The 13,005-nt window shown below is 40.2% G+C and carries 7 protein-coding genes and 1 pseudogene; 5 read left to right on the plus strand and 3 right to left on the minus strand.

Annotated elements, in window-relative coordinates; all coding sequences use genetic code 11:
• Window positions 1-12: 12 nt before the first annotated feature.
• Complete coding sequence (locus L641_RS0117035; protein WP_024602583.1) at window positions 13-759, minus strand: YciK family oxidoreductase; 747 nt, start codon at window positions 757-759, stop codon at window positions 13-15.
• Between the two features lie 207 nt (window positions 760-966).
• Here L641_RS0117035 and L641_RS0117040 point away from each other — a divergent pair, with 207 nt between their 5' ends.
• Window positions 967-3,408, plus strand: a complete 2,442-nt coding sequence (locus tag L641_RS0117040) for a VolA/Pla-1 family phospholipase (protein WP_024602584.1) — start codon at window positions 967-969, stop codon at window positions 3,406-3,408.
• A gap of 100 nt (window positions 3,409-3,508) precedes the next feature.
• The gene (gene sohB / locus L641_RS0117045) at window positions 3,509-4,525 is read left to right on the plus strand and encodes a protease SohB (RefSeq protein WP_024602585.1); all 1,017 of its coding nucleotides are present in this window, start codon (window positions 3,509-3,511) and stop codon (window positions 4,523-4,525) included.
• 83 nt (window positions 4,526-4,608) lie between these two features.
• Here sohB and L641_RS0117050 read toward each other — a convergent pair whose 3' ends face one another.
• Window positions 4,609-5,940: a dicarboxylate/amino acid:cation symporter gene (locus L641_RS0117050; RefSeq protein WP_013464802.1), complete on the minus strand. Its 1,332-nt coding sequence runs from the start codon at window positions 5,938-5,940 to the stop codon at window positions 4,609-4,611.
• A 185-nt stretch (window positions 5,941-6,125) separates the two neighbouring features.
• Here L641_RS0117050 and L641_RS0117055 point away from each other — a divergent pair, with 185 nt between their 5' ends.
• Window positions 6,126-8,837, plus strand: coding sequence for a hypothetical protein (locus tag L641_RS0117055; protein ID WP_024602586.1), 2,712 nt, complete (start codon window positions 6,126-6,128; stop codon window positions 8,835-8,837).
• 253 nt (window positions 8,838-9,090) lie between these two features.
• Window positions 9,091-11,803 (plus strand): annotated as a pseudogene (gene topA / locus L641_RS0117060) (type I DNA topoisomerase).
• A gap of 166 nt (window positions 11,804-11,969) precedes the next feature.
• Here the strand turns inward: topA and L641_RS0117065 are convergent.
• Complete coding sequence (locus L641_RS0117065) at window positions 11,970-12,212, minus strand: hypothetical protein (RefSeq protein WP_016899532.1); 243 nt, start codon at window positions 12,210-12,212, stop codon at window positions 11,970-11,972.
• Between the two features lie 243 nt (window positions 12,213-12,455).
• Here L641_RS0117065 and L641_RS0117070 point away from each other — a divergent pair.
• Window positions 12,456-13,005 (plus strand): TIGR00645 family protein (locus L641_RS0117070; RefSeq protein ID WP_024602587.1); only part of this gene is annotated, 550 nt, incomplete at its 3' end.

Below are 13,005 nucleotides of genomic sequence, written 5' to 3' on the forward strand. Positions count from 1 at the left end.
TAAAACTAAATATTACTTTTTAGCTTGTGCGTCTAACGATTGGCCATTGATATTTTTTGAGTCGTCGCTCATTAAATACAGGTAAGTTGGCATTAAATCTTCAGGTGTTGCTAGTAAATCACGGTTTTCACCTGGGAATGCACTTGCACGCATTGATGTACGGGTTGCGCCTGGGTTAATACAGTTAACACGGATTGGCGTTTTTTCAACTTCACACGCCCATGTTTGCATCATACCTTCTACTGCAAATTTAGAAATTGCATAAGGTCCCCAAAACTCTCTTCCTTTACGACCGACACCCGATGAGGTAAATACCACTGAGGCACTTTTTGATTTACGCATAACAGGGAATAGCGCTTTAGTGATCATCGCTTGTGCAGTGACGTTTACTTTCATGACGTTTTCGAATGTTGATGAACAAAAATGCTCTAACGGCCCTAAAGTACCTAAAATACCCGCGTTATTTAATAGTCCATCAAGGCGGCCAAATTGACTTTCGATCGTTGCGGCTAAATCACGATAGTTCTGCTTAGTTGCACCTTTTAAGTCCATAGGCACAATCGCTGGCTGTGGGTAGCCTGCATTGACGATTTCGTCATACACACATTCTAGTTTATTAGTTGTTTTTCCTAATAAAATAACGGTTGCACCATGTTTAGCATAGGTAATAGCTGCGACACGGCCGATACCATCACCTGCGCCTGTGATCAAAATTACTTTGTCTTTAAGTGCGTTTTCAGTTGCTTGATAGGTATGCATAAAAGTACCAATGTTTAAATTTTTTTTGATTTTAACATAGCAAATCGACAAGTAATCGAATTTATTACAAATTTAGGTGGCGAAACTAGAAAGTTTACGTTAAGTTTAACTGGTCTAATGTCTCATTAATATACTAGCTACATTATTTTAACTTAATTACACTGACTATAAACACACTATAAAAATAAGATTTGTGCGGAGAACACTATGAAAAAAATGCTACTCTCGCTCTCAGTTGCAGCTGCATTAGCAGGCTGTGGCGGCGGAGAAACGTTAGAAGATGTTAAAAACGATTCGGTTACAGTTATTCCAAAAGCTACGGTAAAGTTTGACCCTGCAAATGGTGTAATTTCGGTTCCTAATGATTTATTAATGAGCGGTACGCTTGATGGCACACTCAATATTCCTGGGGAATTAAATGACGAGAATGTTTCTATCTCTCGAGCTGAATATGCAGATCCGCAACTTGCACTAGGGGCACTTGATGGCTGGTCTACGCAAGTTCCTTTTAAAATAGATTTAACGTTTCCACCGGGCATTAGTCTAGATGAAACGTCTGCAGCTTCACCAGGCTCAGTACGTATTTTTGAAGTGATCATGGGTGCAAGCCTAACCGATGCTGAATGCTCGCAAGCACCAGCCGGTGCTGCATGCAAATTAGTAGGCGAATTGACCTTTGGTGTTGATTTTATAACCCGAGCATCTGGCGACGCGGTTGCTGTTGTTCCACTTAAGCCATTTAAGGCTGGTAGTTCATACATTAATGTGTTAACGACTGGACTGAAAGATTCAGAAGGGCGCTCAATTGAGCCATCATCAACATATGCGACTGTTAAACAAGAAGCGCCGTTAGTAACGCCATCACAACTTGCGCTGCAAGGGGCTGTTAACAGCTACGAAAACGTAGTGGTAAGCTCTGGCGATATTACTAAAGACGATATTATTTACTCGGCTGCCATGACAATGCAATCAGCAGGAGCAGTGCTTGGTACGATTAAAAAGATTTTAGCAAAAAGTATAACAGAGCCAACAATTCCAACCCCTGCTTTGCAAATTCCAACTCAGACCATGCAAAACGTACAGGACATCTTTGAGGACTTAGGTAGAGCAGTCCCCAACGTATTTCAGGCGGCACAATATCAAAAAGGCAGTATTCAATTACCTATGTATTTAGGTACGCCGAAGGGTAAAGAAATCAGTGATTTAAATGATACTTACTGGCAAGGTATGTGTGATAGTTCTGTTGCAGTAATGGGTTATAAAGCCCAAGCAGGAGATGCATTCCCTACAGATCCTATTAGCACTAATGATGCAATGTGTGCAGCGCTAAGTAATGGGCAGCTGCGAGATTTAGGCTTAGACGATACACGTCATTTAACCAAGTATAACGTTATTCCTAAAGTGCAAAGCATGGCCAATGTGCCGGTACAAATCACTAAGCCTATATTACCCGTTGTTAATAACATTAGGACAACACAGCTAAATTTACCTGCCATTGAGATGCCTGAAAATGGTTGGCCAGTGGTTATTTTGCAACACGGTATTACCACACAAAAAGAAAGCATGCTTACGTTAACTGCACAGCTTTCATTACAAGGTTTTGCTACAGTTGCAATCGATCACCCACGTCATGGTGAGCGTGGTATAGATGTTGATACTGATGGTATTGATGATTTTAATGCGACTTCGGGAAAAGGTTCAGTTCTAAGCTATATGAACTTGAGCTCGTTATTGGTAGCCAGAGACAGCTTACGCCAGTCAAGTGCTGACTTACTTGGTTTACGTTTAGGTTTAAACTTCAGCGGTGATAATACGTTAAATGCAAAAGAGGTATCTTATATTGGCCATTCGCTGGGCTCAATTGTAGCGCCTGCGTTTATTGCACAAGCGAACAGCCCATTAGCTGAGCAAGTAGACCCACTGTTCAAAGTTAATGCTGTTGCATTGGCAAGTGGCGGTGGCGGTATTGCCAGCTTCTTATTAGAGTCAGCGGCATTTGGTCCGTTTATTCAAGGTTCAGTGCTTTCAGAAGCTGGAACTGCCGAAGCTGACGAGTTTAAAGCATTCTTAAATGCTGGTGCGTTATCAAACTGTGGTACTTTTTTACCAGATATGCAGGACTTCTTAAGCTGTGGCTTTACTGAGTTTAAAAAATCGCTAGTTGATACCGGTGAAACTGACAAACTTGCAAATATACAAGGCGTGATGACGCAGTTTGTATTTGCAGCACAAACCGCATTAGATAGCGGCGACCCAACTAACTATGCCGCAACAGTAAAAGCACTTGAAACACCAGTATACATGAATGTTGTTGTTGGTGATGGCACTGATAGTAACAAGCCTGATCAGGTTATTCCGCCGATGACTGCCAATAACCCAATTGCAGGTACTGTCCCTTTGGCTAACTTTATGGGGTTAGACACGGTGAGTACCACTCAAGCGCCAACAGAGATGGGGGCTAGCTATTTAGTTAAATTTAATACCGGCCATCATGGGTCAATATTAACGCCAGCACAAGATGAAGGTGAGTCGTCTACAGTTGCGGGTAGTGCAGCTGCGAATGCTGAAATGCAATTGCAGGTTGCTACTTACCTAGCTTCAAGAGGGCGCCTTTTAATGGTGCAAAACACTGAGGTTGTGACGAATTAATAATCAACCACTCAATTAAGTACTAAAAGCCACTGTATAGTGGCTTTTTTTTATTTTAAAGCATGCTAAATTGACTGAAATTTATAAACGGAGAACACAGTTGGAATTTTTATACGAGTACGGTTTGTTTTTTGCTAAAACCATTACCTTTATTATTGCTATCGCTGTCATTTTGACCTTAATTGTAAGCTCGGCTGTTAAGCCAAAAGCGAAAAAAGGTGAGATTGAAATTGATGACCTATCAGAGAAGCTGACCAATATAAAAGAAAGCTTTTTAAATAATACGCTAGGTAAAAAAGAGCTAAAAGCCTATCAAAAGCAACAAAAAATAGAGCAAAAAAAAGCTGAAAAAGAAGAGCCTAAATCACGACTCTATGTTATTGACTTTAAAGGCAGTATGGACGCACATGAAGTAGAAAGCTTGCGCGAAGAAGTGACCGCGATAATTTCAATCGCGGATGCAAAAAAAGATAAAGTGTTAGTTCGCCTTGAAAGTGGTGGTGGCGTGGTACATGGCTATGGTTTAGCCGCATCACAATTACAACGTTTAAAGTCAGCCGGTATTGAGTTGACTGTATCAATAGATAAAGTCGCCGCCAGTGGTGGTTACATGATGGCTTGTGTGGCTGATCATATTATTGCAGCACCGTTTGCAATTGTTGGCTCTATTGGTGTTATTGCACAAATTCCAAATTTTAATAAAATTTTAAAGAAAAATGATGTCGAGTTTGAGCAAATTACGGCGGGTGAATTTAAACGCACGTTAACTTTATTTGGTGAAAATACCGATAAAGCCCGTGAAAAGTTCCGCGAAGAGATAGAGCAAACTCATGTATTGTTTAAAACTTTTGTGAGCACTCAGCGCCCAAGTTTAAATATGGATTTAGTGGCAACGGGTGAACATTGGTTTGCAACCCAAGCAATTGAAAAAGGGTTAGTCGATACTATTAAAACCAGCGATGATGCGTTGTTAGAGCAACAACATCAACATCAAATATACAAGGTGCAATACAAGATTAAAAAAGGATTAAGTGACAAGCTGGCAATGGGTTTGAGCCATGGTGTGAATAAAGCGGGTGTAAGTTTAATGTCAAAGTTTAAGGCGTTAAACCCTTAATAATTTAATCACTTAAACCCAACAAAAAAGCCTTGTTACTTAACGAAGTAGCAAGGCTTTTTTTATGACTATTGTCAGAAATACTAATCAATAGATTTGTGGTAGTCCTCTAAATCTTTTGCTGCATTTGGGTCGTTAAAGATACTTTCATCTAGTTCACCTTCGCTTTTAGCGACGACACACGTAACCATACAGTCACCCGTTACGTTTACTGCTGTACGGGTCATATCAAGCAATCTGTCTACACCAATAATAATGGCGATGCCCTCAACAGGTAAGCCAACTTGGTTAAGTACCATGGCTAGCATAATTAAACCAACACCAGGTACACCCGCCGTACCAACAGAGGCAAGCGTTGCAGTTAGTATCACCATTAAGTAATCAGAAATAGTTAAGTCAACACTAAATACCTGAGCGATAAATACAGTAGCCACACCTTGCATAATTGCGGTGCCATCCATGTTAATGGTTGCACCAAGCGGAATAGTAAACGAAGCGACCGAATTATTAGCGCCAAGCTTTTTAGTTGCCGTTTCAAGTGTAATAGGCATAGTCGCGCTTGAACTTGAGGTACTAAAAGCAAATAAACAAGTGTGCTTCATTTTAGCCAAGAAAGTAAGCGGGTTTAGACCCGTGAGTATTTTTAGCAGTAGGGTGTAGTTTACAAATGCGTGTAGTAATAAGGCTAATACAACCACGCCAAAGTACTTAGCTAAACTCACAATTAAGTTAAGTTCAATGGTAGTGAACAATTTAGCCATTAAGAAAAATACGCCGTAAGGGGCAATGTTCATTAGCAAAGTAACCAGTTTTAAGATAACGGTGTTTAAGTCTTCAAATACCGTTGCGACACGTTTACCTGCCTTTCCGCTAAGTGCCATTGCAATACCGAATAATAGAGCAAACACAATTACTTGTAACATGTTTCCTTTTGCCATTGCTTCAAAAGGGTTGGTAGGGAACATATCAATAATTACGCGAGCTAAAGTAGGCGCTTCTTTGGCATCATAACTTGCTTGAGAGGGTAACCCAATGCCTTCACCCGGGTTGAATAGTAGCGCTAAGGTAATCGCGACTGTAATCGCTATTGCCGTTGTAACTAAGTATAAACCAATTGATTTACCGCCTAAACGGCCTAATTTCTTCGGATCGCTTAAACTGCAGGTACCACATACCAGCGATACAAATACTAAAGGCACAACCAGCATTTTCAAACTGGCTATAAATATTTGCCCACCTACATGAAAAAGGCCATCAACAAAAAAGGCTTTAATTGGCAAAGAGAATAACCCAAGAGGAATTAGGTAATCGTCTTCACCAGCTAATATAGCCTGAAATATAAAGCCTACTGCAACACCAAGCACCATACCAATCATGATGCGAGTAGTTAAACTCATTGAACGGATTTTAGACATATTTCCAATCTATTTTTTATAAATTTGGCATAGACTAACAGCATGTAATTTTTTTTACAGAAAAAACGTCAACTTTTTAAAAATTTTTATCAAAAAAAGGAGTAAAAAACTGAGATTTTAGACTAAGTTATAGGTTAACATTAAGTAAATAAGTTTAACTTAGTAATAGCGCAACGGAGAAACCTATGCCTTTAACTCGTTTGCTCAGCATTATATGGCTCAGCACATTACTCATCGCCTGTGGCGGTGGTGGCTCACTGGAAAAAGAAAGTGGAACCGTTGGCGGTGATACTGGAGGCACCGGTGGAGACGTTGTCGAACAAGCAATTCAAGTTGAACTTGATTTTGAAGATAGAATTGTTACTGCCGATAACCCGCTAGAGGTGGTTGCAACGGTAACCGGAAGTGATGGTCAACCTGTTGTGCGTCAAGAGGTAAGCTTTACCACAACACTGGGTTCTTTTATACCGGCTACAGGTAGCGCTTTAACAAATTCCAGCGGTGTTGCAACTATCGAGCTTAGCGCGGGTAGTATTGAAGGAGCAGGAACCATTGTTGCCAGCTACGAAGACGCAACAAATAAACTTGGCTTTTACACGGCAGGTGATGAGCCTCAATCGAATGACTCAACCGCAAATATTGACATTAAAATTTTACAAAACTGCCCTGATAGCTGGTTAAATATAGACAGAGATTCTTTAGAGCTTGATCCATCTGACTGTTCTCAAAATAGTAATTTACTCGGACAACAAGCTATTGTATACGCAAAAATCACCAAACCTGGCAGTAATACGCCAGCAAGTAATGTACTGGTTCAAGCGACAACAACGCTAGGTATTTTATTACCTGAAAGCTTAACGGCTAAAACGGATGCGTTTGGTGTTGCTATTTTGAATTTATTGCCTGGCAGTAGCTCAGGTGTTGGCCAAGTTGAGTTAACCGCTCAGGGTGGCGTTGCGAGTGCTTTATTTGAAATTAACGCTGTTCAAGTAAATGTAAATTTAAGCGCGGGTATTGCAACTGGTGATGTGTTGTCTGCAGGTTCTACTACTATTATTACCGCACAGATTGTAGATGGTAGCAATAACTTATTCACCACTCCACTTGAAGTACAATTTACCTCGGCATGTGCAGAAGAATCTACTCCTAGAGCCACTATCGATAGTGTGGTAACTAGCATTGGTGGTACGGCAAGCGCAACTTATAAAGCGGATGGTTGTAATGGTATAGATACGATTACAGCAACCGTGGTTACTGGTGGTAACGTTGCCACTAAAACAATTAATATTAATGTAGCTGCCGCTCAAACGGGTTCAATCGCGTTTATGGGTGTGACCAATCAAGTGTTAGCTATTAAAGGAGCTGGCGGTCAGACTCTCACTGAAAACTCAGAGCTTACCTTTAAACTTTTAGATATTAATGGTAACCCTGTTGGTCAAAAGCAAATTGATTTTGCTCTTTCGCAAAACCCCGGCGGCGCGTTGCTAGACAGTGCATTTCAGTTTACCAATAATGAAGGTTTAGTGACTGTAAATGTCCGCTCAGGAAGAGCCGCAGGAGTTTTATCTGTTATTGCATCACATCAAGTTGTGAGTGGCGATACATCACAAAATAATGTGATCTCTATTGTGTCAAATGACATAACCATTACCACTGGTGTGCCAGATCAGGATAGTTTTACGCTTGCAGTACAAACATTTAATACAGAATCACTAAATGAAGCTGGGGTGACTACAGACTTAACTGTATTTGCAGCCGATCACTTTAATAATTTTGTTCCTGATAACACGGCAATTTATATTGCCAGTGAAGGTGGTGCAGTTGGCACAATAGATGATCAACAATTTACGCCTTTATTACTTTGTCGCACCATAGATGGTGTGTGTAAAGCGCAGTGGCGCAGCCAAAACCCAATTCCTTATCATTACAGCATTTATAAAAACTCTGTGGCTGATAAGTGTGACCGTTTTTTTGGCCAAGCAGCACCTTGTACATTAGGTATCAGAGAGTCACAACTAGACACAAACGGCAATCTACTTACCTATCTTGATAGTAGTGGTAACCCGATATCACTTGCGGATGCGCCAAGTAATGCGCCAATAGATTATCCATTAGGTGGTCGTGTAAGCTTGCTAGCATACTCAGTGGGTGAAGAATCATTTAATGATGTATCTGCTAACGGTGAATTTAATCAAAACGAGTTTGATTCTACATTACAAGATTTACCTGAAGCATTTATAGATTTTAATGAAAACGGTATTTTTGACGGAAATTTACCCGCACCTGCGAACCCTGTAAATTCTAATGGCGGTGAGGATGAGTGGTATGTGGAGCGCTCTGGTGCACTAAATAATGGTCAGTTTGATTCCGGCGATGGCATTTACAATGGCTTGTTATGTAGTGACGAGGCGCTTGCTGCAAATGCATGTACGCGTGAAACAGTAAATGTACGCGATCGTTCAGAGTTAGTGATGTCTGGAAGTACACCTTACATTAGAGCTGTAACGGCTTTAGATGACTGTAGTTTAAGTGATGGTATTCGCTTAGAAGCTTCCGATATGGCGGGTATGTGTGACATAAACCTTATTGATATTAGCAATTCCACACCTTACAGCGCGATTTCAGTGACTATCTTCTTCAGTGATATTCATAATAATCCATTGCCTGCAGGTACTACAGTTACTGTCACTGCCGACAATGGTGTGTTAAGAGGGTTAACAGATTACACCGTTGTGAATACTGCGCAACAAGTGCCTATCTCTGTTTCAGTAAATATTACAAAAGAGGCTGAGCCAAATGATGTTGATTCTGGCTTTTTATACATCGAATTTGTGACCCCTGGTGGAGTGAAAACTCAATATACCGTGATGTCGATTTTAGACGAGCCTAAGGTTTAAAATTAATAAAGCATAGAAAATGCCAACCAATAAGGTTGGCATTTTTGTTTCTATTCTATATATTCCACATCAATTATTCAAAAAGCACTGGTTTGATTAAATTTACAACAGAAATTGTTTGTTTATTCAGTAAATACTGAAAAGTTTGTATTAAAAGCTTGTAAGAACTAGTGTTTGTAGATATACCTATAAATATTCGCGCCGCATGAGTCGGCTAAACACATTTAAAAAACTAGGTTAGAAATAGGCAACTATGGGCAAATCGCTAGTAATTGTAGAGTCACCTGCTAAGGCTAAAACAATTAATAAATACTTAGGTAATGATTTTATCGTTAAGTCCAGTATTGGACACATACGAGATTTACCTACTTCAGGTTCTGGCAAAAACAAAGCACCAGCAAGCAAAACGCCTGCTGAGGTGCGTAAAATGCCACCTGATGAGAAAGCAGCGTATAAACAGCAACGTGACTATACTAACTTAGTCGCGCGAATGGGCATCGATCCTGAAAAAGGATGGGAGCCACATTACGAAATATTGCCGGGTAAAGAAAAGGTTGTTCAAGAATTACAAAAGCTTGCCCAAAATGCTGATCAAATCTATCTCGCAACGGATTTGGATAGAGAAGGGGAAGCTATTGCTTGGCACCTTCAAGAAATAATTGGTGGCGAGCCAGAAAAATATAAGCGTGTTGTTTTTAACGAAATCACTAAAAATGCAATACAACAAGCATTCGAAACCCCAGGTGAGTTAAACACCGACATGGTTTATGCACAGCAGACCCGTCGCTTCTTAGACCGTGTTGTTGGCTTTATGGTATCGCCCCTATTATGGGCTAAAGTAGCGCGTGGTTTATCAGCGGGTCGAGTGCAATCTGTTGCAGTGCGTTTATTAGTTGAACGCGAACGTGAAATTAAAGCATTTATTCCTGAAGAATTTTGGGACATTCATGCCGATGTTAAAAATAGCGAGTCTGACCTACGTTTAGAAGTCACTAAACAAGCAGACAAGCCATTTAAGCCAGTAAATGAAGCTCAGGCTAGTGCAGCAGTTAAAAGCCTTGAGAATGCCGAATATAAAGTTGTCAGCGTTGAAGAAAAACCAAGTAAGAGTCGCCCAAGTGCGCCATTTATTACTTCAACCATGCAACAAGCAGCAAGTACCCGATTAGGTTATGGCGTTAAAAAGACCATGATGCTTGCGCAGCGTCTATATGAAGGCGGTTATATTACCTATATGCGAACCGACTCAACTAATCTATCAAAAGATGCGGTTGAGATGTGTCGTGAGTATGTAACCAACGAGTTTGGTGCAAAATATTTACCAGCAGATCCAATTAACTACAGTTCAAAAGGCAATGCACAAGAAGCGCACGAAGCGATTCGTCCTTCTAGCGTATCTGTGCTTTCTGGGCATGTTGAAGGTGTGGACGCCGATGCGAAAAAGCTTTATGAGCTTATTTGGCGTCAGTTTGTGGCCTGTCAAATGGTGCCAGCTGAGTACGATTTAACCACCTTAACGGTCGCTGCCAACGATTTTACATTGAAAGCAAAAGGTCGTGTTTTACGTTTTGATGGTTGGACTAAAGTGCAACCGGCAGTACGTAAAAAGAATGAAGAAGATCAATCGCTGCCTGCTGTTAAGCAAGGCGAGGTGCTCACGTTAGTTGAGCTTGATCCTAAGCAGCACTTTACTAAGCCACCGGCTCGTTTTAGTGAAGCAAGCTTAGTTAAAGAGCTTGAGAAACGTGGGATTGGTCGTCCATCTACGTATGCCTCTATTATATCAACGATACAAGATCGTGGTTATGTACGAGTAGAAAATCGTCGCTTTTTCGCTGAAAAAATGGGGGAGATTGTCACCGATCGCCTTGTTGAAAACTTTACCGATTTAATGAACTTCGATTTTACCGCTAAAATGGAAGGCCGTTTAGATGATATCGCCGAAGGTGAGCGTGTTTGGACGCAAGTTCTCGATAAGTTTTATGCCGATTTTTCAACCCAGTTAAACATTGCCAAAGGTGAACCCGATGAAGGCGGTATGCGTCTTAATCAAATGGTAGAAACCGACATTGACTGCCCAACGTGTGGCAGAAAAATGGGTATTCGTACTGCTTCAACGGGCGTATTCTTAGGATGTACTGGTTATAACCTGCCACCTAAAGAGCGCTGTACTACCACTATGAACTTAGTGTCGGGTGATGAAGCGGTTGCAGCTGATGTTGAAGACGTTGAAACAGAAACATTAATGCAAATGAAGCGCTGTCCAATTTGTGAAACAGCGATGGATTCATACCTTATCGATGAAACCCGTAAACTACACGTGTGTGGTAATAACCCAGCGTGTCATGGGCATGTGGTTGAAGAGGGTACGTTTAAAATTAAAGGTTACGACGGCCCTATTATTGAATGTGATAAATGTGGCGCTGATATGGAATTAAAATCAGGTCGATTTGGTAAGTATTTTGGCTGTAACAATGACGAGTGTAAAAATACACGTAAGTTATTAAAAAATGGCGAAGCCGCGCCACCAAAAGAAGATCCCGTTCATATTCCTGAATTAGAATGTGAAAAGTCTGAAGCCTATTTTGTATTACGTGACGGTGCTGCAGGTATTTTCTTAGCAGCAAATACGTTCCCTAAATCACGAGAAACACGCGCCCCCAAAGTAGAAGAGTTACAGCGTTTTAGAGATCGTATTTCGCCTAAGTTTTACTACTTAGCTGATGCACCAGCTAAAGATCCTGATGGTAATCTTGCTGTTGTGCGTTACAGTCGTAAGAATAAATCACAGTATGTAATGACTGAGGTTGATGGCAAAGCAACTGGTTGGACGGCACACTACGAAGGTGGTAAATGGGTAGAAGAGGCAAAGAAAAAAGCCGCGCCTAAAAAGANNNAAAGCCGCCGCTAAAAAAGCGCCTGCTAAAAGTAAAGCGAAAGCAAAAGTAAAAAAAGACGATGAATAATTAATTATTTACCGCTTTAAGTAATAAAAAACCGGAATGCACAGCCTGTGACAGTTCCGGTTTTTTTGTCAAATCAAACCTATCGCAATGGCATTTCTAATCTGTTTTTTTACTTTACAGGATTAAAAAATGTAACCAATTTAGGTTCAATTCACTCAATTATTCATTAAATTTTAACAGCAGTGACTTTGTTATAGCCTTCAGATGTTAGTTCATCATTCACACACTTTAAAACATAGTTATAAAGCTCTTCATTGCTTACGTCGTCTTCTTTAGCCCAACTAACACACATTTCTGTGAATTCTTGAATCGTCTCAGCTGAAGCGTCTGTAGCATCGTTTGCCACTGCATTAGCAGCAGATAAAACGAAAAATGGTGCAACGATTAACGCGAGTAATGCTTTATTCATTTTCTTATTCCTAAAAATGGAGTAACAATCGAGTTATGCATTCATACAATGCCTACATAAAACAAGTGTAACCAAGCCAGAACATCTCTGTTGGTATATTGATTTTTAATCGAATATAAAATAAAGGGAAACGAAATATTTTTATCGTCAAGATGAGCGTATCGCGTAAAAGTGTTTAACCTTAACTAATTGTGTTACAGCTAAATTTAGGCTAATGTCGCGTTTTAATTTTTAGGTGTTCTTATGTCAGAGCCACATACAAATAATATAAATAAAAAAATACAACCTGTTCATAAAGTAGAGCATGCTCTTGAGTCGTTTATATTCAAAGGACGTTGGTTATTAGCCCCATTTTTTGTCGGTTTACTATTTGCTGTGGTTTTATTACTAATAAAATTTTTTAAACAGCTGTATTTGATGGGGATCGCAACGTTTACTGCCAGTAATCAAGAGTTGTTGGTGGGTATATTAACTTTGGTTGATACCGCTTTGTTAGCTGGACTTTTATTAATTATTATATTCAGTGGCTACGAAAACTTTGTCTCTAAGCTTAATATAGAAAATCATGAGGACCGTCCCGTATGGATGGGAAAAGTAGGGTTTTCTGGTTTAAAAATGAAACTGATTAGTGCAATAGTCGCCATTTCAGCCGTTGAGCTACTAAAGGTGTTTATAAGCTCTGCATCTCATTCAAGTGATGAATTACTCTGGAAAGTGCTCATACACGTTACCTTTGTTGTGTCGGGTGTACTGTTTGCATTTACTGATTACTTAAATAGTAAAACAATTAGCC

The sequence above is a fragment of the Pseudoalteromonas sp. TB41 genome (assembly GCF_000497975.1).
Classification (GTDB): domain Bacteria; phylum Pseudomonadota; class Gammaproteobacteria; order Enterobacterales; family Alteromonadaceae; genus Pseudoalteromonas; species Pseudoalteromonas tetraodonis.

Bases quoted from the DNA above. Each gene is read 5' to 3' on its own strand.
- L641_RS0117050 (WP_013464802.1), bottom strand. From the start codon at position 5,940: ATGTCTAAAATCCGTTCAATGAGTTTAACTACTCGCATCATGATTGGT.
- L641_RS0117040 (WP_024602584.1), top strand. From the start codon at position 967: ATGAAAAAAATGCTACTCTCGCTCTCAGTTGCAGCTGCATTAGCAGGC.
- L641_RS0117035 (WP_024602583.1), bottom strand. From the start codon at position 759: ATGCATACCTATCAAGCAACTGAAAACGCACTTAAAGACAAAGTAATT.
- L641_RS0117055 (WP_024602586.1), top strand. From the start codon at position 6,126: ATGCCTTTAACTCGTTTGCTCAGCATTATATGGCTCAGCACATTACTC.
- L641_RS0117065 (WP_016899532.1), bottom strand. From the start codon at position 12,212: ATGAATAAAGCATTACTCGCGTTAATCGTTGCACCATTTTTCGTTTTA.